The sequence below is a fragment of the Amycolatopsis sp. NPDC051045 genome (assembly GCF_040682955.1).
In the GTDB taxonomy this organism is placed as follows: domain Bacteria; phylum Actinomycetota; class Actinomycetes; order Mycobacteriales; family Pseudonocardiaceae; genus Amycolatopsis.
This window is the reverse complement of record NZ_JBFBCC010000012.1, coordinates 254116-274845: the sequence shown is the minus strand read 5'-3', so window position 1 is coordinate 274845 and position 20730 is coordinate 254116. Positions and strand designations below refer to the sequence as shown.

The window sequence follows — 20730 nt, the reverse complement described above, 5'->3', positions numbered from 1 at the left end:
GACCACTGCGAGGAGGTGGGCGGGGTGCTACGAGGCTTCCGCGGCGGGTTCGTCGGTCGTGGTCGGGTCGTCCGCGGTGCCGAGGGCGTTGCGCAGCCACTGCTCCACGCCCGCGACGTGCACGGTCGCCCACGAGCGCGCCAGTTCCGGCTCGCGCGCGGCGATGGCCTCGTAGATCGCCGTGTGCTGTTCGCGGGTCTTCGCGACCGCGCCCTCCTGGGTGAGGCCGCGCCAGATCCGGGCGCGGGCGGTCGGCCCGGAGAGGCTGTCGAGCAGCGAACAGAGCACGGGGTTGCCGGAGCCGTCGGCGATCTTGCGGTGGAACTGCAGGTCGTTGGCGACCAGCGCCTCGACGGTCGGGGAGTCCTCCAGTTCCCCGAGCAGCGCGCCCAGCTCCGCGATGTCCTCGTCGCTCATGTGCAACGCGGCCAGCCCGGTCGCGGCGGGCTCCAGGATCCGGCGCACGGCCAGGAAGTCGAGGACGGTGTCGTCGCGGTGGAAGTCGACCACGAACGTCATGGCGTCGAGCAGCAGGTGGGGTTCGAGGCTGGTGACGTACGTGCCGTCGCCCTGGCGGACGTCGAGCACGCGGATCAGGCACAACGCCTTCACGGCCTCCCGCAGCGAGCTGCGCGAAAGCCCGAGCCGCTGGGCCAGCTCGGCTTCCTTGGGCAGCCGGTCGCCCGGCGCCAGCTCGCCGGAGATGATCATGTCCTTGATCTTGTCGATCGCGACATCGGTGACGGGCATCGTGTCCGCCCTTCCCTGCAACAGACCTCGGATGTTTCGGTGGTACTCCCCAGCGTGCCATGTCCCGGCGAAGGAGTGGTCATGACCCACGGTGCCGCACCACACAGTGTCTCCAAAAGAGTGGTCTCCAAAAGAGTGGTCTCCAAAAGAGTGGCGCTCCATACCCGGCTGAAGCCGGGTAAAGAGGCCGAGTACGAGCGTGTCCACGCGGTCATCCCGCCCGAGCTGGACACGGCGCTCCGCGAAGCCGGCGTCCACTCCTGGCGGATCTGGCGTAACGGTCTCGACCTGTTCCACGTCCTCGAAGTCGACGACTACCCAGCGATGCGGGCGGCGTTGCGGGACCACCCCGCCAACGTGCCGTGGCAGGCCCGGATGGCCGAGCTGCTGGCCGTCGAAGACGACTACTCCGGCGGCGACACCGGCCTCGGGCTGGTCTGGGAACTGCCGGTGGAGGAGTGACGGCGATGGAGCTCTCCCCGCTGGGGCTCGGCTGCGCGCAGCTGGGCAACCTGTACCACGCGATCACCGACGAGACCGCGGCCGCGACCGTCCGGCGGGCCTGGGACGAGGGCATCCGCTACTTCGACACCGCACCCCACTACGGCCTCGGCCTGTCGGAGACCCGGCTCGGCGCGGCCCTGCGGGAGTTCCCGCGCGAGGAGTACGTGCTCTCGACGAAGGTCGGCCGCGTGCTGGAGCCGAATCCGGACGGCGCCGGCGCCCGGGACGACCAGGGCTTCGCCGTCCCGGCCGCGTACAAGCGCCGATGGGACTTCAGCCGGGACGGCGTCCTGCGGTCGCTCGAGGAAAGCTTGACCAGGCTGGGCCTCGACCGCGTCGACATCGTGTACGTCCACGACCCCGACGACCACTTCGAAGACGCCCTGCGCGGAGCGTTCCCGGCGCTGCGGGAGCTCCGGGAGCAGGGCGTGATCGGCGCGTTCGGCGCCGGGATGAACCAGGCGCCGATGCTGGCCGAGTTCGTCCGCCGCACCGACCTGGACGTCGTGCTGGTGGCCGGCCGCTACACGCTGCTCGACCAGCCGGCGTTGGACGAGCTGTTCCCGCTGTGCGTCGCGCGCGACGTCCGGGTGGTGGTCGGCGGCGCGTTCAACGGCGGCATCCTGGCGACGGCCGAGCCGGGCCGCGTCTACGACTACGCCGAGGCGCCGCCGGAGCTGGTCGAGCGGGCCGGCCGGATCGCGGCGATCTGCGCGCGGCACGGCGTCGAGCTGCCGGAAGCGGCGCTGGCGCTGCCGATGGCGCACCCCGCGGTGGCGTCGGTGGTCGTCGGCGCGCATGATCCGGAGCAGGTCGGCGTCAACGCGCGGCGGGCGCGGGCCGTCGTGCCGCCGGAACTGTGGACCGAGCTGGCCGGCGCGGGATTGCTGCGCGCCGACGTCGTCATCGCCGAGGGAGCCTCATGATCGACGCGCACCACCACCTGTGGGACCCCTCGCGGCGCGAATACCCGTGGATGGCGGGGGCGGCCCTGGACCCGATCCGCCGCCCGTACACGGTCGACGACCTGCGTGCGGTGACGAAGGCGGCGGGGGTGCACGCGACGATCCTGGTCCAGACGGTGTCCTCGGAAGAGGAGACGGCGGAGTTCCTCGCCACGGCGGCGGCGGAGCCGGTGATCGCGGGCGTGGTCGGCTGGGCCGACCTGACGGCCCCGGACGTCGCCGACCGGCTGGCTTCCCTGACCGGCCCGCTGGTCGGGATCCGGCACCAGGTGGAGAACGAGCCGGACGACGACTGGCTGCTGCGTCCCGCGGTGGTGGCCGGGCTGAGCACGGTGGCGGCGGCGGGCTTGGCGTTCGACCTGCTGGTCCGCCCCTCCCAGCTGCCCGCGGCGGCCGAAGTGGCGTTGCGGCTGCCGGAGCTGCGCCTGGTCCTGGACCACGCGGCGAAGCCCCCGATCGCGGCGGGGGAGTGGGAGCCGTGGGCGTCCGGCGTGGCCGCGCTGGCGGCGCGCGACAACGTGGTGTGCAAGCTGTCCGGGCTGGTCACGGAGGCGGACTGGCCGGGGTGGGAGGTCGGGCACCTGCGCCGGTACGTCGACCACGTGCTCGAGGTGTTCGGCCCGGAGCGGCTGCTGTTCGGCTCGGACTGGCCGGTCTGCGAACTGGCGGCGTCCTACGAGCTGGTCCTCGACGCGGCGATCGCCCTGACGGGCTCGCTGTCGGACGCGGAGCGCCTGGCGGTCTTCGAGCACAACGCGCGCGCGACCTACCGGTTGGATGCGGGCGGGGCCACCTCCTCCAGGGGGTGAAAGAGGTTTCCCCGCCCGCCGGGAAAGGGGTCGATCAGAACTCTTCGTCGCCGCCGATCATGCCGCGCAGCCGGGTCAGGGCCCGGTGCTGCGTCACGCGGACGTTGCCCGGCGAAATCCCGAGCGCTTCGGCGGTTTCGGTCGCCGAGAAGCCGACCGCGATGCGCAGGGTCAGGATTTCCTGCTGCACGCGCGGCAGGGAGGCGAGCAGCCGGCCGAGGCGCGCGCCGAGGTCGAGGTGCAGCGCGTGGCTCTCGGGTTCGTTGCCGCTGGTCAGCGGACGTTCCGGGAGCTCGGGGACGGGCTCGGAGCGGTCGCGGGCGACAGCGCGGTAGGCGTCGGCGACCTTGTTCGCGGCGATCGCGTGGACCAGGTAGAGGAAGGAGCCGCCGCGGTCCTGGTAGTCGGGCAGGGCCTTGAGTACGGCGAGGCAGACTTCCTGGGCGACGTCGTCGGCCGACAGGTAGGAGAGGTCACGTCCGCCCATCCGGGCCCGGCAGTAGCGGACCACCACCGGCTCGATCATCCGGAGCAGGGAGTGGATGGCGGCGGGGTTGCCCGCGCCCGCGTCCTTGACGACGGGGTCGAGGTCTTCCTTGGTGAGCCGCCCGCCCGGGCGGGGCAATGCCTCGAGATTCCGATAATCGTGAAGCGTGGAAGCGGATTCTTCGGTGGTACTCGGCGGTGCTGTCATGGTCGTCTCCCCGGCCGACCCTCGACCGTCGCTGCCGGGGGTTCAACTCTCCGTCACTGATCCATCGCAGATGCTCCGGTAGACCCGGGCTCATCTGCGCTCCGTGCGACGCAGGGTAATCGTAAGCACCTCCGGGTGGGTCAGTCCAGATTTCAACGACCAATACCCCGTTAGCAGGAGCGACCGTGATGTTCCCGCGACCCGACCCCGCACATTGCGATTAATCGGTTTCAGGATGTGCCGAGTTCACTCGTCAGTGGAAGACGGCCACGGAAGTGGCGGTCACCGTCACGGCCAGCGAGGCGATGGCGGGCAGGGCCCGGCTCGGTGGGCCCGGTTCGGCGGCGCGCAAGGCCCGTTCGCGGTGCATCCCGATGGCCGCGAGCAGGGCGGATGTCCCGGCGGCGAGCAGAACGGGGACCAGGGTGAGACCCCAATGGCGCTGTCCGGCGGCGTGCAGGAGAAGTACTGTGCAGGCGGCGGACGCGAGGGCGGTGCGCCGCCAGGCGAGCCCGGTGCGTTCCGCTTGGGCGCCGGCCGGGATGGTCACCGCGAAATCCTCTCCACCATGACGGTACTTTTGACGTCGCGATAATCGCGAAACAGCGGTAGTCGCGAGCCGGGACGTCGCCCGCCCAGTCCCGGCCGGCCGTCGTGAAGCGGATAGCCGGTGGTCGAGGCGGGTTTTCCGGCCGTCACCGTCCGTTGTCCGCCGGTGTTGTTCACGAGAGCGCCAGGAGTACGGCGGCGGTGACGATGAGCAGCAGCAGCCCGCCGGTCAGCACCACGATCATCCAGCTCCGCGGCAGCGGTTCCCCGGCCCGCATCGCGACCTGCACCCGCCGCCAGCGCGGGTACGCGGTCGCGGCGAGGATCGCGGCCAGCGCGACGCACAGCCCGGCGAGCACCGCGCTCGCCGCGGGCGGCGACGGCACCAGCTGGTGCACCGCCACGCCGCCCGCGAGCAGGCCGAGGGCTGTGCGGATCCAGGCGAGGAAGGTGCGTTCGTTGGCCAGCGTGAAGCGGTAGTCCGGTTCGGTGCCGCCCGCGTGGGGCTTGATGTCGTCCGACGCCACGTCCGCAGACGCTAGCCGGTGTGCGCGACCCCGGCCGGTTCGGTGTGGTGCCCGAAAACCCACCAGCGCAGCACGGCGAACCGCACGAACCCGCCGACCAGGCTGGCCAGCAGCAGTGTCCCGGTTTCTTCCCACGACGTCGGCCGCTCGACGACGGCGTCGAGGACGGCCAGCACGGCCGAGCCGTACCCGGCGTAGAAGGCGAACGTGAGCAGGTCCTGCAGGTGCCGTTTCCCGGCGTTGCTGCCCCGGCCGGCGAAGGTGACGCGGCGGTGGAACTCGGTGTTCCCGACCGTGGTGAGGGCGATCGCGACCAGGTTCGCGACTTGGGAGCCGAGCTCGTCGCGCAGCAGCAGGAACAGAACGGCCTGCAGGCCGGTCGTCACCACGCCGGCCACGACGTACCACGCCGCGTGCGTACCGAGCTCGTGGTGGCGGTCCGGGTCGGTGGTGAGCAGCCGGTGCTCCGGTGCGCACCTGGTGGTGGCCATGATCCCAAACTACCTACCATTCACAAACTTGTGAATGTGTTAAACCGGTTGAAGAATTGTGATCCCCGTGACACCGCGGGGTTTCGGTGCCCCACCGGCCGGGGTAGGTCACCGGCGACGACACTCCCCGACGCGCCAGGAGACAGCCAGTGAGTGACCGTGACTCGGCCGAACCGCAAAGCCTGAGCCCCAGCGAGGCGCTGGACGAGGACGAGCTGCGCGTGGATCCGCTCGAAGAGGGCGTCGAGCCACCCGAGCACTGGAGTGCCGCGAACCGCTACGGCACCACGCCCCGGGAGATCCGCGAAGGCGAGCCGATGGACCAGCGCCTGGCCGAAGAAGTGCCCGACGCGGAGCCGGAGCCGGTCCCGGAGCGCCCGCTCGCGGCGACGCCGGCGGCGGAGCTCGACGAGACGATCGAGGACGCGCCACCGGACTTCGAGCAGGTGGCTCCGGCGGAGACCGTGCCGCGCCGGCACTCCAGCCCGGGCGTGACCGCCGCGCCGGACTACGTGGGCGAATCGGTGGCCGACGCCATTCGCGCCGCCCGGCAGAGCTGATCCGCTCAGACTGCAGGTCCGTTCGGACGCCCCTAGCGTGGGGCCTCAGTGCATCGGACCGCGACGAAGGGAAGGCCGAAAATGCTGACCGTGACCGAAGCCGCCGCCGAGGCGATCACCGCGCTGACCAGCCAGGGGGAGGGTGACGCCGGGCTCCGCCTGGCGGTCCAGGACGCCGACGGCGAAAGTGCCCAGCTGGCGCTGTCGGTGGCCCCCGAACCGGCGGAAGGCGACAGCGTGCTGGGTGCGGAAGAGGGCCCGAAGGTGTTCCTCGAACCCCAGGCGGCGGCGCTGCTCGACGACAAGGTGCTCGACGTCCAGGAGGACGAAGCCGGCGGCGTGGCGTTCGCCGTGCTGCCCCAGCACACCAGCTGACCGCGGCGGACGGGCCTTTCGCCGTCGGGTGCGGAAGGTCCGTTCGCTCGCGGGACCGCTCTCTCGGACCCGGGCGACGTGAGCGCCGAGTTCGTCAGCGGGACCGCCAGCGGCTGACCAGCACCGCGGCGCGGACCCGCAGGAGTTCCGCCGCGTGGAGCCGGGCGTGGTCGAGCGACGGCGCGTGGTCGATCAACGCACTGCTCCCGATGACGCCGAGCCGGGCCAGCCCGGCTTCGTCGAGCTGGATCCGCCCGGCGAGCACCATCAGCGGCACCCCGCGCGGCCGGGCCCGGTCCGCGATCCCGGCGGGGGCCTTGCCGTGCAAGCTCTGTTCGTCCAACGAGCCCTCGCCGGTGATCACGAGGTCGGCGCCGGCCAAGGCGTCGTCGACCCCGGTCAGCCCGGCGATGAGGTCGAACCCGGACTCGACCGTCGCGCCCAGCCCGGCGATCGCGCCGGCCGCCACGCCGCCGCCGGCCCCCGCGCCCGGCACCCTCGTGACGTCCGGGGCACCGCCCACCTGCAGCGCGTGCGCCCACCGCCCCAGTGCTTCGTCGAGCGCCGCCACTTCCGCCGGCCCCGCGCCCTTCTGCGGCCCGAACACGGCCGCGGCGCCCGACGGGCCCAGCAACGGGTTCGTCACGTCGGTCGCGACCGCCACGGGCACGCCGCCCAGCCGTTCGCGCACCGGGTTCAGCTCGGTCGACGCCACCCGCGCCAGGGTTCCGCCGCCCAGGCCGACCGGTGCGCCGAACGCGTCGAGCACGCCGGCACCCAGCGCGCTCAGCATCCCGGCGCCGCCGTCGGTGCTGGCCGTGCCGCCGACCGTGAGCACCAGCCGCTTCGCGCCGTGCACCAGCGCATCCGCCAGGAGTTCGCCGACGCCCCAGGTGTGCGCGGCCAGTGCCGTCGCGGGGCTCGGCTCGACGAATTCGATGCCGCACGCGCGCGCCGATTCGACGTACGCGGTGCCGTCCAGCACGGCGTACCGCGCCTTGACCGGTTCCTCGAGCGGCCCGCGAACCGTCAGCCGCACGATCCGGGCGCCGGCGGCCTCCAGCACGTCGAGGGTGCCTTCGCCGCCGTCGGCGACCGGGCAGGAGAGGATTTCGGCGTCCGGCAAGGCGTCTCGCACGCCGAGTGCGATCGCCTCCGCGGCTTCGACCGCCGTGAGACTGCCCTTGAACTTGTCGGGCGCGACGACGACCCGGGTCACGGCTTCACCTCCGTCAGCGGGGGACGCCCGGCGAGGACCGCCGCGACGTTGCGGGCGGCCAGCACGGCCATCGCGGTGCGGGTCTCGACCGTCGCCGATCCCAGGTGCGGGCTGAGCACGACGTCGTCCCGGCCGAGCAGCCGCGGTTCGACCTCCGGCTCCTTCTCGAACACGTCGAGCGCGGCGCCGGCGATCTCCCCGGCCTCCAGCGCATCGGCCAGCGCGGCTTCGTCGACGACCGGGCCGCGGGTCGTGTTCACCAGGTACGCGCCGGGCTTCATGGCGCGCAACGCGGCGGCGTCGATGAGGTGCCGCGTCTCGGGCGTCAGCGGGCAGTGCAGGGAAACGACGTCCGCGCGCGCCAGAAGGTCCTCGAACGCAACGAATTCCGCGGCGGTGTCCTGTTTCGACCGTCCGGTGTAGACGATCGACATCCCGAACGCCGAAGCGCGTTTTGCCATCGCCCGGCCGATCTGCCCGAACCCCACGATGCCCAGCGTCTTGCCCTGGAGACCCGAGCCGAGCAGGAAGCCGAGGTGGAACGACCACGGTGTGCGCGAGCGCAGCAGCCGTTCGCCCTCGCCGAGCCGCCGCGTGACGGCGAGCAGCAGGCCGAAGGCGAGATCGGCGGTGGCGTCGGTGAGCACGCCCGGGGTGTTGGTGACCACGACGCCACGCTCGGCCAGCGCCGGCACGTCGACGTTGTCGTACCCGACGGCGACGTTCGCGACCACCTTCAGCCCCGGGCCCGCGGCGTCGGCCAGCGCGCCGTCGAGCCGGTCGTGCAGCATGCCGACCACGGCGTCCGCGCCGGCCACGAACCCGTGCAGTTCCTCGGCGGTCAACGGGCGGTCGGCGGGCGACACGACCACGTCGCCCGCCTCGGCCAGCAGCTTCACCGCGTCGTCGGGAATCCATCGGGTCACCGTGATCTTGGGCACCCCCACAGCCTAAGCCACCCCTCCGGCATTTCGGCCCACGCGCGTCAGCCGCACCACCGCGCTCGCGTAGCCGCTCCCCGGGAACTCGACACCGAGGCCGTGGCTCAGCAGCACCGCGCCGTCGTGCACGGCACCGTCCTGGTCGCGGTACCGCGCGGAAGGCTCGAGCCCCGCGAGCCGCGGCGGGGTGAACGGCCGCCCGAACTCCGTGGGCCGCCGCCAGAAGAACACGACCACTTCGTCACCCAGCACGTACTGGACCGCCGTCAGCGCCGAGGTGGCCGGATCCGCCAGCCGGTACAGCTCGCCGTGCTGCACCACCGGCCGGATCTCCTTGTACAGCGCGACGAGCGACGCCGCTTCGTCGAGTTCGGCGGCGCTCCACCGCGGCAGGTCGCCGCCCAGGCCGAGCACGCCCGCCATCGCGACGTGGAACCGGAAGCTCAGCGGCGCCTCGCGGCCCGTTGCCGGGTTCGGGCTGTCGGTGACCCACGCCGACATCGTGCCGGCGGGGTAAAGCTGGCCGTAACCGTGCTGGATGGTGATCCGGTCGGCGGCGTCGGTGTTGTCCGACGCCCAGATTTCGTCGGTGCGCGCGAGGATCCCGAGGTCGGTGCGCCCGCCGCCGCCCGCGCACCCCTGGATCCGCAGCCCGGGGTGATCGGCGCGCAGCCGGTCCAGGATCCGGTGCACCGCGCGGACGTGCTCGACCCAGAGCCGGCCGGCGTCCTCGCCGGCCGCCGGCCACCCGGCCTCGGTGAACGCGCGGTTCATGTCCCACTTGAGGTAGTCGACGCCGTGCTCGCCGACCAGGCGGTCGAGCCACTCGTGCGCCCAGTCCGCGACGTCCGGGCGCGCGAAGTTCAGCACGAGCTGGTTCCGCAGCGTGGTTCGGGAGCGGTTGGCCATGTGCAGCACCCAGTCCGGGTGCGCGCGGTAGAGGTCGCTGTCCGGGTTGACCATCTCCGGCTCGACCCACAGCCCGAACTGCATCCCGTGCGCGTGGACCGCGTCGGCCAGGGGCCGCAGCCCGGCCGGGAAGCGCTGTTCGTTGGCGGTCCAGTCGCCGAGCCCGGCGGTGTCGCCGGCGCGGGCGCCGAACCAGCCGTCGTCCATGACGAACAGCTCGGTCCCGAGTTTCGCCGCGGCCGCGGCCAGCTCCGTTTCGGTCTGCTCGTCGACGTCCCAGCCGGTCGCTTCCCAGGAGTTGTAGACGATCGGGCGCAGCTCTCCGGGGTGCGGCTGGACGAACTCGCGGACGTAGGCGTGCCACCGGCGGCTGGTGCCGCCGAAGCCGCCGGCCGTGTAGAGCCCGGCGAACACCGGTGTCTCCCAGGTTTCGCCGGGCAGCAGCCGCCAGCCGACGTGCTCGTGCCCGAACCCGCCGGTCCACGTGACACGGCCGGTGTGCGTGCGCTCCACCGTGATCCGCCAGCTGCCGCTCCACGCCAGCGCCGTCGACCACACCTCGCCGGAGGTCTCGGTCGCGTCGCCCGCGTCGAGCATCACCCAGGGGTCGACCTGGTGGCTGGATACGCCGCGGCGGCTGGTGAGCGTGGTTTCGCCGACCGGCAGCGGTTCGCGCAGCACGCCGTACTCGGCGCTCCACGCACCGGACGTCCGGGTGAGCCGGGCGCCGTCGCGCCGGGGGAGTGTCCAAGACGCGGAATCCGTGCGCAGCAGGGAAATCGGGGCTTCGCCGGTGTTGCGCAGCGACGTCCGGCGCTCGACGACGTCACCGCGGACGCGGTAGTGCAGCGCGAGTTCGAGGGGGTAGTGCCGGTCGGCGAGGCGGACGACGAGCGTGTCGTCTTCGAGCGCGAAGCCGTCGTAACGCCACTCGAGCGCCGACGTCCCGTCCTCGTACCGCACGGCCAGCGCCGCGACGCCGAAGTAGGCACCGCCTTCGGCCGGCAGTTCCTGCCGCTCGTCCCCCGGCTCGTCGAAGCTGCTGCCGGCCGGGTTGCGGCGCGCGGCGACCTGCGTGGCCTGGGCGAGCGTCAGGGGCGGACCCCAGTGGACGTGCCGCGGCCGGTCGTCGGCGTCGAGCCGGAAGGCGTACGAGCTCTCGGGGGTGCGCAGCAGCCAGAGCCGGTGCGCGGGGTCGTGTTCGACGAGCGACATGGCCGCCAGCGTAGAGCCGTGAATGCCACCTTCACGGCCTTGACGTCCCGCAAGGTGGCATTCACGGCGCGTCATCCATTGGGTGGAAGACGTCTGGTCGGCTCGCCGGTCGCCGTGCTATGTTCGGTGGCAGAACGAGTGTGCGTGATGCGAACAATGCGGAGGGTGTGATGGCGGAGCTGCTGTCGCTGGAGGAGGCCGTGGGCCGGCTGGTGCACGACGGCGACACCGTCGCGCTCGAGGGCTTCACGCACCTCATCCCGGTCGCGGCCGGGCAGGAGATCATCCGGCAGCGCCGCCGGGATCTCACGCTGGTGCGGATGACCCCCGACATCGTGTACGACCAGCTCATCGGCGCGGGCTGCGCGCGCAAGCTGATCTTCTCCTGGGGTGGCAACCCGGGAGTCGGTTCCCTGCACCGCTTCCGCGACGCCGTCCAGCACGAGTGGCCGGTACCGCTGGAAATCGAGGAACACAGCCACGCCGGCATGGCGAACCGGTACGTCGCCGGCGCGTCCGGCCTGCCGTTCGCGGTGCTGCGCGGCTACACGGGCACGGACCTCCCGGCGCAGACCGCCACGATCAAGCCGATCACCTGCCCGTTCACCGGCGAACAGCTCACCGCGGTGCCGGCGCTGAACCCGGACGTCTCCATCGTTCACGCCCAGCGCGCCGACCGGGCCGGCAACGTCCAGATGTGGGGCATCACCGGCGTCCAGAAGGAAGCGGTGCTGGCGGCGAAGCGGTCGTTGGTGACGGTCGAGGAGATCGTCGACGAGCTGGAGCCCCGTCCGGGCGCGGTCGTGCTCCCGGCGTGGGTGGTCACGGCGGTGGCCGCGGTCCCGGGTGGTGCCAAGCCGTCCTACGCGGCCGGCTACTACGAGCGGGACAACGCGGCCTACCAGGCGTGGGACAAGGTGGGCCGGGACCGGGAAGAGTTCACGAAGTGGCTCGACGAGCTGACCGGGGTGAAGGCATGAGCGCCCAGTACTCCTCCGACGAGATGATGAGCGTCGCGGCCGCCCGGGCGCTCGGCGACGGCATGTCCTGCTTCGTCGGGATCGGCCTGCCGAGCAAGGCGGCGAACCTCGCCCGCCGCGCGCACGCGCCGAACCTGACGCTGATCTACGAATCCGGCTGCCTGGGCGCGAAGCCGTCGCGCCTGCCCCTGTCCATCGGCGACGGCGAGCTGGCCGACACGGCGGACGCGGTGATCAGCGTGCCGGAGGTGTTCAACTACTGGCTCCAGCCCGGCCGCATCGACGTGGGCTTCCTCGGCGCCGCCCAGCTGGACAAGTTCGGCAACATCAACACGACGGTGATCGGCTCGGACTACCGCGACCCGAAGGTGCGGCTCCCGGGCGCGGGTGGCGCCCCGGAGATCGCGGCCTCGTGCGGCGAGGTGTTCGTCGTGCTGCGCCAGAACCCCCGGGCCTTCGTGGAGAAGGTCGACTTCGTGACGTCGTTCGGCCACGGGACGGGCCGGGGCGACCGCGAACGCCTGGGGCTGCCGGGCCAGGGGCCGACCCTCGTCGTGACCGACCTGGGTCTCCTGCGCCCGGACCCGGAGACGGCGGAGCTGACCCTGACGGAGCTGCACCCCGGCGTGGACCTCGACCAGGCGATCGCGGCGACGGGGTGGAAACTGAAGGTGTCGGCCGACCTCAAGACCACCCCGGCCCCCACGGAGCAGGAGCTGACCCTCCTGCGAGACCTCGAGAAGGCGAGCGCATGACCGACGTCTACGTCCTCGACGCGATCCGAACCCCGTTCGGCCGCTACGGCGGCGCACTGGCCGGGGTCCGCCCGGACGACCTCGCCGCCGGGGTCCTCAAGGCGCTCCAGCGGCGGAACGACCTCGATCCGTCCACAGTGGACGAGGTCACCCTCGGCGACGCCAACGGTGCGGGCGAGGACAACCGCAACGTCGCCCGCATGGCCGCCCTGCTCGCCGGCTGGCCCACCAGCGTCCCCGGCAGCACGGTCAACCGCCTCTGCGGCTCCGGGCTCGACGCGGTGGTGCAGGCCAGCCGGGCGATCCAGGTCGGCGACGCCTCGCTGGTCGTCGCGGGCGGTGTCGAGTCGATGACCCGCTCGCCGCTGGTCATGCCGAAACCGGAGAAGGCGTTCCCGACGGGCAACCAGACCCTGTACAACACCGCGCTCGGCTGGCGCATGGTGAACCCGGCGATGCCGGCGCAGTGGACGATCTCCCTCGGCGAGTCCACCGAGCAGCTCGCCGAGCGCTACGGCATCGGCCGCGACGAGCAGGACGCCTTCGCCGCGCGCAGCCACGTCAACGCGGCCAAGGCGTGGGACGAGGGCTTCTACGACGAGCTGGTGGTCCCGGTCGACGGCGTGGACCTGGCCCGGGACGAGGGCATCCGGCCCGATTCCAGCCCCGAGAAGCTGGCCAAGCTCAAGCCGGTCTTCCGCAAGGAGAACGGCACGGTCACCGCGGGCAACGCCTCCCCGCTGAACGACGGCGCCTCGGCCCTCCTCCTCGGCGACGAGACGGCCGCGAGCCGCCTGGGCAAGGCACCGCTCGCCCGGATCGCCGGCCGCGGTGCGGCGGGGGTCGACCCGGACGTGTTCGGCATCGGCCCGGTGCGCGCGGCGGAGATCGCGCTGGAGCGGGCCGGCATCGGCTGGGACGACCTGGCCGCGGTGGAGCTCAACGAAGCCTTCGCCGCGCAGTCGCTGGCCTGCCTGCGCGACTGGCAGAAGCTGGACCCGGAGATCGTCAACACCCACGGCGGCGCGATCGCCATCGGGCACCCGCTCGGCGCGTCCGGCGGCCGGATCCTCGGCACCCTGGCGCACGACCTGCACCGCCGCGGCGGAGGCTGGGGCCTGGCCGCCATCTGCATCGGCGTCGGCCAAGGGCTGGCCGTCGTCCTCGAAGGCCGGTAACGGGAGAAATCCCGCAAGGGGAGGGGTGTGCCCGCGGAGAGCACGCGCCGTTCTTGCCCGTCGTGTCTTCTGGGGGCCGAGCCCCCGAACCCCCGCACGTGGCCCGGCTTCGCAGTGGATGATCGCGAAGCGGAGCGCAGACAGGAAGGAGTGCACTATGGCTGCACCGGCTGAACTCAGGCTGCCGCGCTACGGGGAAGACCCCGAAGGCACCCACCCGCCCCTCGACTCCAGCGGCTACCGCTCCACGGCGCTGCGGTACCCGAAGCAGGACCTCGTCCTGCTCCCGCAGATGCTGACCGAGGTCACCGGACCGCTGCTCGGGCCCGGCCGCCTCGGCGAGCACGACAACGACCTCACCCGCCGGCACGCCGGTGAACCGCAGGGGCAGCGGATCATCGTCACCGGACGGCTCCTCGACGGCGACGGCCGCCCCGTGCGCGACTCCCTCGTCGAGATCTGGCAGGCGAACGCGGGCGGCCGCTACCGGCACACCGGCGACCGCTGGCCGTCCCCGCTCGACCCGAACTTCGACGGGGTCGGGCGCACCCTGACCGACAGCGACGGCCGGTACACCTTCACCACCATCAAACCCGGCGCGTACCCGTGGAAGAACCACGACAACGCCTGGCGCCCGGCGCACATCCACTTCTCGGTGTTCGGCTCGGCGTTCACCCAGCGGCTGGTCACCCAGATGTACTTCCCGGACGACCCGCTGTTCTCCCAGGACCCGATCTTCAACTCGATCCCGGACGAGAAGGCCCGGCAGCGGATGGTTTCGCGCTACGACCACGAGATCACGCAGGCCGAGTGGGCGCTCGGGTTCCAGTTCGACATCGTGCTGCGCGGGCGCGACGCGTCGGTGTTCGAAGAGGAAGAGGACGAAGACTGATGACCAGGCTGCTGCCCACCCCTTCGCAGACCGTCGGCCCGTACCTGTCGATCGGGCTGCCCTGGCCGGACGGCCCGCACGTCGTCCCGGAGGGCACGTCCGGCGCTTTCTGGATCCGCGGGATCGTCCGCGACGGCAACGGCGACCCGGTCCCGGACGCCATGATCGAGACCTGGCAGGCCGACCCGGCCGGCGGGTTCTGCCACCCCGACGACCCGCGCGGCGCGACGACCGGCGAGTTCCGCGGCTTCGGCCGCTGCCCGACGAACCCCGACGGCACCTACGGCATCCTCACCCTGCTCCCGGGCGTGGTGCCCGGCGAGGGCGGCAGCACGCAGGCGCGGCACATCGACGTGTCGGTGTTCGCGCGCGGCCTGCTCAACCGGGTCGTCACGCGGATCTACTTCGAGGACCAGGACAACTCCGCGGATCCGGTGCTGGCGACGGTCCCGCAGGAGCGGCGCGGCACGCTGATCGCGGCGAAGACCGAGGACGGCTACCGCTTCGACGTGCGGCTGCAGGGGGACGGCGAGACCGTCTTCTTCCGGGTGTGACGGGCATGAGCGCCGTGAGGCTGCACCGGGTCGTGGCAGGACCCGCCGACGGGCCGGTGGTCGTGTTCGGCGGGTCGCTGGGCAGCGACCTGCGGATGTGGGAACCGCAGGTCGCGCCGCTGGTGGAGCGCGGTTTCCGGGTGGTCCGGTACGACGCGCGCGGGCACGGCGCGTCGCCGGTCCCGCCGGGTCCCTACGAGCTCGGTGATCTGGGCGCCGACGTCCTCGCGCTGCTCGACGAACTCGGCGTCGCGCGGGCGCACCTGGTGGGCCTGTCGCTCGGCGGCATGACGGGGATGTGGCTCGGCGTCCACGCGCCGGACCGGATCGCGAGCCTGGTGCTCTGCTGCACGTCCGCGAAGCTCGGCCCGCCGTCGATGTGGGCGGAACGGGCCCGCACGGTCCGCGCCGAAGGCACCGCGGCGGTGGCCGGGGCCGGGGTGAGCCGCTGGCTGACCCCGGGGTACATCGAGCGTCACCCGGACCGCGCCGAGTTCCTCCGGGCGATGATCGCGGCGGTCCCGGCCGAGGGCTACGCGGCCTGCTGCGGGGTGATCGAGCGGATGGACCAGCTCGGCACCCTGCCGAAGATCAGCGCACCCACCCTGGTCATCGCGGGCGCGGACGATCCGGCCACCTCGCCGGACGAGCACGCCCGGCCGATCGCCGAGGGCATCCCCGGCGCGCGGCTGGAGGTCGTGGCGAACGCCGCGCACCTGGGCAACTACGAGCAGCCGGCGGAGTTCACCCGGCTGATCCTGGACCACTTGGAGCGAGCATGACGGAGCGCCACGAGCAGGGCATGAAGGTGCGGCGCGAGGTGCTCGGCGACGACCACGTCGACCGCGCGGTCGCGGGCACCACGGACTTCAGCCGCCCGTTCCAGGACTACATCACCGAGGGCGCGTGGGGTTCGGTGTGGGCCCGCGACGGCCTCGACCGCCGCACGCGCAGCTGCGTGACGCTGGCGGCGCTCACCGCGCTGCAGGCGCACAACGAGCTGGCGATGCACGTCCGCGCGGCGATCCGCAACGGCCTGACGGCGGCGGAGATCGGCGAGGTCCTGCTGCACACGGCGGTCTACGCCGGTGCGCCGGCGGCGAACGCGGCGTTCGCCATCGCCCAGCGCACCCTGGCCGAGCTCGGTGAGCCGAGCGCCCTGCCGGCCGACGCCGGATAGGGTGCCGGGCATGGACGCAGCGAGGCCGTCGTTCGAGGTCCGGCTGGACGGTGAACCGGCGCACCGTGGTGCCCACCACGTGCAGTCGCTGGAGCGCGGGCTGGCCGTGATCAAGGCGTTCCACGCCGGCGCGGCCGAGCTGACCCTGAGCGACGTCGCCCGCGCAACGGGCCTCACCCGCGCGGCGGCGCGGCGGTTCCTCCTGACGCTGACCGACCTCGGTTACGTCCGCACCGACGGCAAGTACTTCTCGCTCACGGCCCGGGTGCTGGAGCTGGGGTACTCGTACCTGTCGAGCATGACGCTGCCGGAGGTGGCGCAGCCGCACCTGGAGCACCTGTCCGCACGTGTACACGAGTCGAGCTCGGTCTCGGTGCTGGAGGGCACCGACATCGTCTACGTGGCGCGGGTGGCGGTCTCGCGCATCATGACGGTCAGCATCAACGTGGGCACCCGCTTCCCGGCGCACGCGACGTCGATGGGCCACGTCCTGCTCGCCGGGCTCAGCGAGGCGGAGCTGGAGGCGTACTTCGTGGTGGTGAGCCTGGACCGCCTGACGGAACACACGGTCACGGCCCCCGACCGCCTGCGCGCGGAGCTGGCCAAGGTCGCCGACCAGGGCTGGGCCATGGTGGACCAGGAGCTGGAGGAAGGCCTCCGCTCGGTGGCGGCCCCGATCCGCGGCCCCGACGGCCGGGTGACGGCGGCGGTCAACCTGTCGACGCACGCCAGCCGCACCACGGCGGAGTCGGTCGAGAAAGACCTGGTCCCCCCACTGCTGGAGACGGCCCGCGCCATCGAAGCGGATCTGGCGGTCAGCGCCCCGAGCCGCGCCCGTGGCTGACCGCGCTCTTCCGGCTCCGGCAGCCTCGGCGCCGCAAGTGGCCGACACCCCGCTTTCGCGGGCCGCGGGCACTCCGCCGGTCGCCGGTCTCCTGCTCGCCGCCGGGGCGGGTCGTCGGTTCGGTGGCCCGAAAGCCCTTGTCCTGATCGACGGCGAACCACTCGTCCTGCGCGCCCTGCGGACGCTGACCGCCGCCGGGTGTGCGCCCGTCCGGGTCGTCGTCGGGGCGGCCGCCGACGAGGTGCGTGCGCTCCTGCCCGATCCCGCCCAAGCCGTGCCGGCCGAGGACTGGGCGACGGGCATGGGCGCCTCCCTGCGCGCCGGGCTGGCCGCCCTCGCGGAGACCGGCGAACCGGTCGCCGCGCTCGTTCACCTCGTCGATCTCCCGTGGGTCGGCTCCGGCATCCTCGCCCGCGTCGCCGCCCACGCCACCGCCGACACCGTCGCCCGCGCCGCCTACGACGGGGTGCCCGGCCATCCCGTGCTGCTCGGCCGGCGGTGGTGGGCCGAGATCGCCGGGAGCGCCCGAGGCGACCGTGGCGCCCGGGACTGGCTCGCCACGCGCGAGGACCTGAAGCTCGTCGAGTGCGGTGACCTCGGCAGCGGCCGGGACGTCGACCGCCCCGCCGATCTGCCGGGACCGGCGTGAGCCCTCTTCGCCGCCTACGATCGACAGCGTGACGGACTCGCCCGAAGAACTCGCCGCCGCGCTCGACGCGACCGGTTACCTCGCCGATGACGGGCTCGCGACCGCCGCCTTCCTCGCCCTGCGGATGGGCCGCCCGCTGTTCTGCGAAGGCGAGCCCGGTACCGGCAAGACGTCACTCGCCCTCGCATTGGCCGCCGCGCTGGACCGGCCGCTCATCCGCCTCCAGTGCCACGAAGGCATCGACGCCGCCCAAGCTCTCTACGAGTGGGACTTCCCGCGTCAGCTCCTGCACCTGCGCGCGCTGGAGGCGGCCGGGGACGGGCACATCGACGTCGAGGCCGCGGAGCGCTCGCTCTACACCGAGCGGTTCCTGCTGGCCCGGCCGCTGCTGCAGGCCCTGATCAGCGCCCCGTGCGTCCTGCTCATCGACGAGATCGACCGCGCCGACGACGAGTTCGAAGCCTTCCTCCTGCAACTGCTCGACGAACACGCCGTGACCATCCCCGAGTACGGTGAGATCCGCGCCGAGCAGCCCCCGTTGGTGGTGCTGACCTCGAACCGGACCCGCGAAGTGCACGACGCCCTCAAGCGGCGGTGCCTCTACCACTGGCTGGAACACCCGGACCTGGTTCGGGAGGTCACGATCCTGCGCCGTAGGATTCCGCAAATAGGTGAAGTTCTGGCTCGGCAGATCGCTGAAGCGGTGCATCGGCTCCGTGAAATGGACCTGCTGAAACCACCAGGGGTAGCGGAGTCACTCGATTGGGCGAGGGCTTTGCTTACTCTGCGGCGTGACGAGCTGGACGCGGCAACGGCGGCGCGAACGCTCGGAGCCGTCCTGAAATACAGCGAAGACCTCGACCGGGTCCGGGCGAAACTCGACGCCCTGTTCGCCTGACCGCCCGGGTCGGGGTGCCGGGTGTGGTCGAAGCGGGGGAGGACCTGCGGATGAGCGTGGCGGAGACGACGGAGACGAGACCGCCGTCGGAGGCGGAGCCGGATCGGCCGGGGCCGGCCGGGACGACCGCCCGCCGGGGGTGGCGGGGCAAGCTCGCCGCCGTGGCCGCGGTGCTCGGCGGCACCGCGCTGATCGCCGCGCACGCCTCCTTCTACGGCCACTGGCTGATCGACGACGCGGCCATCACGTTCGCCTACTCCCGCAACGTGGCCGACGGCTTCGGGCCGGTGCTCCAGCCCGGTGCCGCGCCGGTCGAGGGGTACTCCAACCCGACCTGGATGGTGCTGCTCGCCCTCGGCAAGCTCGTCGGCCTGTTCGACCACGGGACGCTCTTCGGCGTCAACGACCAGATCCTCTTCCCGAAGGCGCTCGCGCTCGCCTGCTGCGCCGGCATCCTCGTCTCGTTCTACTTCGGCGCGAAGACGCTCACCCGCCGCCCGGCCCTGGTCACCTTCATCGCGGGAGCCGCGCTCGCCGCGATCCCGTCGTTCGTGATCTGGTGCTTCTCCGGGCTGGAGAACTCCTTCTACGCGCTGACCGTCGCCGCGCTCGCGGTGCTGATCCTGCGCGCCGTGCAGGGCGGCCGGCTCCTCGACACCCAGGTCGCCGTCGGCACCGGGCTGATCGCGGTGCTCGCCGCGCTGACCCGGCCCGACGGGATCATCTACGCCGGCGCCTACCCGATCGTCGTCCTGCTGTTCCTCAAGCGGGACCTGCTCGGCCGCAGCGTCCGCGCGGTCGTCGTCTCCGTCGCCGGCTTCGCGGTGCCGTACGGCGCTTACGTCGTCTTCCGCTGGTTCGAGTTCGGCCGGCTGGTGCCCAACACCGCCGTCGCGAAGGGGCAGGACCCGCCGAACCTCGACGACCTCGCCCGGCCCGGCGAGATCATCTCCTACGCGGGCTGGCTGGTCGTCGCGGTCGCCGTCGCGTGCCTGGTCACGCTGCTGGTCCGGCCCTCGCGGCTGCGCACCGGCCTGGTCGCGCTGCTGGTCCCGTTCGGTCTCACCGTGGTCGCGTACATGGTGCTCGAGTACGACTGGATGGGGCAGCTGCGCTTTGCCACCCCGATCTGGACGCTCGGCGCGTTCGGCGGCGCGGTGGTGGTCGTCGAGGCACTGGCCGCGGCCCGGCTGCGCGGCCGGATCGCGCTGGCGTGCCTGCTGGTGGTGGCCCTGGTCAGCTCGGTGAGCGGGCTCTACACCCAGGGCACGACCTACCGCGCCAACGTCAAGACCGCGTTCTGCATCGTGGCCGAGCGCGACGCCCAGGCCATCAACGGCTTCGCGGACATCCTGAAGCTGCCCGACACCGCCCAGGTGGGCTTGATCGACCTCGGCGGGACGTCGCTGGGCAGCCGGCTCCGGATACTGGACCTGGCCGGCCTCGGCGACAAGCCGGTCGCCGACTACCTGCACCGCGACGACCTGGCCGGCCTGCGCGACTACGTGTTCGGCAAGGCCAAGCCGGAGTTGATCACGTTCGTCGGCTCGTGGGTCACGACGCTGCAGTTCGACCAGGACCCGCGGTTCAAGCAGGACTACGCGCTGGTCTTCCTCAACCCGCCGATCGGCAACAGCACCGTCGACTCGCGCAACTGGGTCAGCTACCACGTGCGGCGCGACCTCGTCGACAGCGCGAAACTCGCCGAACTCGAGGCCTACGGCCAGAAGACGCTGCCGCCGATCCTGGAGCAGAACAAGACGGCGGGCCGCCGGGGCTGCGCGAACGTCCAGCCCGGCATCAAGGCCGCCTGACCCGAAACACCCGGGAACGCCCGCCTCGCTGGTCCACAAAGGACCCGCGAGGCGGGCGTTCTTAATTGCGTTGCCAGTCCCGGCGCGGTGCGGCATTCTTTTCCCAGCACAGCAGGCAACACCACCGAGAGGAGGAGATCGTGACCCCACGGCAAGACCGGAATCGATGCGGCGCGATCTCCCGTGCCGTTCGCTGAATTCCTTTTCTTTCCGAATAGCTCTTCGCGCCCACCCGCCGCTACCTCGGGTCGGCCGCGGCGAAGAGCGCGGTCTGCGCGCCCGTCCGGGGAGGGGCGTGTGCGCAGACCCCCGTCCCGGTAGCTCAGCAGGATAGAGCGCGGCTTTGCACGGGGGGTTCAGGGGGCTTGCCCCCTGGCCGGGGTCTGGGGCTGGGCCCCAGCGAGACGAGCACGCCGAGGTCCGAGGTTCGACTCCTCGCCGGGACACGCAGTGCACATGCGAAAACGAGCGCACAATG

Annotated in this window: 24 protein-coding genes and 1 tRNA gene; 17 read left to right on the top strand and 8 right to left on the bottom strand. The window is 72.3% G+C overall.

The genetic code is table 11. From position 1 onward, the window contains the following. Positions 1-27: 27 nt before the first annotated feature. The gene (locus tag AB0M80_RS27315) at positions 28-750 is read right to left on the bottom strand and encodes a FadR/GntR family transcriptional regulator (protein ID WP_364570536.1); all 723 of its coding nucleotides are present in this window, start codon (positions 748-750) and stop codon (positions 28-30) included. 150 nt (positions 751-900) lie between these two features. On the opposite strand from AB0M80_RS27315, the gene AB0M80_RS27310 reads away from it, so the two are divergent. From AB0M80_RS27310 to AB0M80_RS27300, 3 genes are read left to right on the top strand one after another with little or no spacing between them, the layout of a single operon-like run. Further along, the gene (locus AB0M80_RS27310) at positions 901-1212 is read left to right on the top strand and encodes an L-rhamnose mutarotase (protein ID WP_364570533.1); all 312 of its coding nucleotides are present in this window, start codon (positions 901-903) and stop codon (positions 1210-1212) included. Positions 1213-1217: 5 nt separating this feature from the next. Beyond that, positions 1218-2180, top strand: coding sequence for an aldo/keto reductase (locus tag AB0M80_RS27305; RefSeq protein ID WP_364570530.1), 963 nt, complete (start codon positions 1218-1220; stop codon positions 2178-2180). After that, complete coding sequence (locus tag AB0M80_RS27300; RefSeq protein WP_364570527.1) at positions 2177-3028, top strand: amidohydrolase family protein; 852 nt, start codon at positions 2177-2179, stop codon at positions 3026-3028. The genes AB0M80_RS27305 and AB0M80_RS27300 overlap by 4 nt, the downstream gene beginning before the upstream one ends. A gap of 34 nt (positions 3029-3062) precedes the next feature. Here the strand turns inward: AB0M80_RS27300 and shbA are convergent, their stop codons facing one another. The 4 genes from shbA to AB0M80_RS27280 form a co-directional block, all read right to left on the bottom strand. Beyond that, entirely contained in the window at positions 3063-3653 is a 591-nt protein-coding gene (shbA, locus tag AB0M80_RS27295; protein ID WP_364570525.1) for an RNA polymerase sigma factor ShbA, read from the bottom strand. A 322-nt stretch (positions 3654-3975) separates the two neighbouring features. Next, complete coding sequence (locus tag AB0M80_RS27290) at positions 3976-4272, bottom strand: DUF202 domain-containing protein (protein WP_364570522.1); 297 nt, start codon at positions 4270-4272, stop codon at positions 3976-3978. A gap of 172 nt (positions 4273-4444) precedes the next feature. Next, entirely contained in the window at positions 4445-4798 is a 354-nt protein-coding gene (locus tag AB0M80_RS27285; RefSeq protein ID WP_364570519.1) for a DUF202 domain-containing protein, read from the bottom strand. An 11-nt stretch (positions 4799-4809) separates the two neighbouring features. Next, positions 4810-5289: a GtrA family protein gene (locus tag AB0M80_RS27280; protein ID WP_364570516.1), complete on the bottom strand. Its 480-nt coding sequence runs from the start codon at positions 5287-5289 to the stop codon at positions 4810-4812. A 149-nt stretch (positions 5290-5438) separates the two neighbouring features. On the opposite strand from AB0M80_RS27280, the gene AB0M80_RS27275 reads away from it, so the two are divergent. After that, positions 5439-5849 (top strand): hypothetical protein, encoded by a 411-nt coding sequence (locus AB0M80_RS27275; protein ID WP_364570513.1) that lies wholly within the window; start codon positions 5439-5441, stop codon positions 5847-5849. An 81-nt stretch (positions 5850-5930) separates the two neighbouring features. Beyond that, entirely contained in the window at positions 5931-6224 is a 294-nt protein-coding gene (locus AB0M80_RS27270; protein ID WP_364570511.1) for an iron-sulfur cluster biosynthesis family protein, read from the top strand. A 94-nt stretch (positions 6225-6318) separates the two neighbouring features. Here AB0M80_RS27270 and AB0M80_RS27265 read toward each other — a convergent pair whose 3' ends face one another. From AB0M80_RS27265 to AB0M80_RS27255, 3 genes are read right to left on the bottom strand one after another with little or no spacing between them, the layout of a single operon-like run. Continuing rightward, positions 6319-7443: a glycerate kinase gene (locus AB0M80_RS27265; RefSeq protein ID WP_364570508.1), complete on the bottom strand. Its 1125-nt coding sequence runs from the start codon at positions 7441-7443 to the stop codon at positions 6319-6321. Next, complete coding sequence (locus tag AB0M80_RS27260; RefSeq protein WP_364570505.1) at positions 7440-8384, bottom strand: D-glycerate dehydrogenase; 945 nt, start codon at positions 8382-8384, stop codon at positions 7440-7442. Before AB0M80_RS27260 ends, AB0M80_RS27265 begins: the two co-directional genes overlap by 4 nt. Positions 8385-8393: 9 nt before the next feature. Further along, positions 8394-10508, bottom strand: coding sequence for an alpha-galactosidase (locus tag AB0M80_RS27255; RefSeq protein ID WP_364570502.1), 2115 nt, complete (start codon positions 10506-10508; stop codon positions 8394-8396). Positions 10509-10678: 170 nt separating this feature from the next. Between AB0M80_RS27255 and AB0M80_RS27250 the strand changes: the two genes are divergently transcribed. The 12 genes from AB0M80_RS27250 (at position 10679) to AB0M80_RS27195 (ending at position 20698) form a co-directional block, all read left to right on the top strand. Next, a complete protein-coding gene (locus tag AB0M80_RS27250) occupies positions 10679-11488 on the top strand; it encodes a CoA-transferase (protein WP_364570499.1) in 810 nt (269 codons plus the stop codon). Next, a complete protein-coding gene (locus tag AB0M80_RS27245; RefSeq protein ID WP_364570497.1) occupies positions 11485-12243 on the top strand; it encodes a CoA-transferase subunit beta in 759 nt (252 codons plus the stop codon). Before AB0M80_RS27250 ends, AB0M80_RS27245 begins: the two co-directional genes overlap by 4 nt. Beyond that, complete coding sequence (locus AB0M80_RS27240) at positions 12240-13421, top strand: thiolase family protein (RefSeq protein WP_364570494.1); 1182 nt, start codon at positions 12240-12242, stop codon at positions 13419-13421. The genes AB0M80_RS27245 and AB0M80_RS27240 overlap by 4 nt, the downstream gene beginning before the upstream one ends. Before the next feature lie 157 nt (positions 13422-13578). Then, complete coding sequence (gene pcaH, locus AB0M80_RS27235; RefSeq protein ID WP_364570492.1) at positions 13579-14313, top strand: protocatechuate 3,4-dioxygenase subunit beta; 735 nt, start codon at positions 13579-13581, stop codon at positions 14311-14313. Continuing rightward, a complete protein-coding gene (pcaG, locus tag AB0M80_RS27230) occupies positions 14313-14867 on the top strand; it encodes a protocatechuate 3,4-dioxygenase subunit alpha (RefSeq protein WP_364570489.1) in 555 nt (184 codons plus the stop codon). The genes pcaH and pcaG overlap by 1 nt, the downstream gene beginning before the upstream one ends. Before the next feature lie 5 nt (positions 14868-14872). After that, a complete protein-coding gene (gene pcaD / locus AB0M80_RS27225) occupies positions 14873-15649 on the top strand; it encodes a 3-oxoadipate enol-lactonase (RefSeq protein ID WP_364570486.1) in 777 nt (258 codons plus the stop codon). Beyond that, on the top strand, positions 15646-16047 hold the full coding sequence (gene pcaC, locus AB0M80_RS27220; RefSeq protein ID WP_364570484.1) for a 4-carboxymuconolactone decarboxylase: 402 nt from the start codon (positions 15646-15648) through the stop codon (positions 16045-16047). Before pcaD ends, pcaC begins: the two co-directional genes overlap by 4 nt. A 10-nt stretch (positions 16048-16057) precedes the next feature. After that, a complete protein-coding gene (locus tag AB0M80_RS27215; RefSeq protein ID WP_364570481.1) occupies positions 16058-16891 on the top strand; it encodes an IclR family transcriptional regulator C-terminal domain-containing protein in 834 nt (277 codons plus the stop codon). A 37-nt stretch (positions 16892-16928) separates the two neighbouring features. Continuing rightward, positions 16929-17540, top strand: a complete 612-nt coding sequence (locus tag AB0M80_RS27210) for a nucleotidyltransferase family protein (RefSeq protein ID WP_364570478.1) — start codon at positions 16929-16931, stop codon at positions 17538-17540. 28 nt (positions 17541-17568) lie between these two features. Continuing rightward, positions 17569-18438, top strand: coding sequence for a MoxR family ATPase (locus tag AB0M80_RS27205; RefSeq protein ID WP_364570475.1), 870 nt, complete (start codon positions 17569-17571; stop codon positions 18436-18438). Between the two features lie 23 nt (positions 18439-18461). Then, positions 18462-20252, top strand: coding sequence for a hypothetical protein (locus AB0M80_RS27200; RefSeq protein ID WP_364570472.1), 1791 nt, complete (start codon positions 18462-18464; stop codon positions 20250-20252). Between the two features lie 311 nt (positions 20253-20563). After that, a tRNA-OTHER gene (locus AB0M80_RS27195) sits at positions 20564-20698 on the top strand. Positions 20699-20730: the final 32 nt, after the last annotated feature.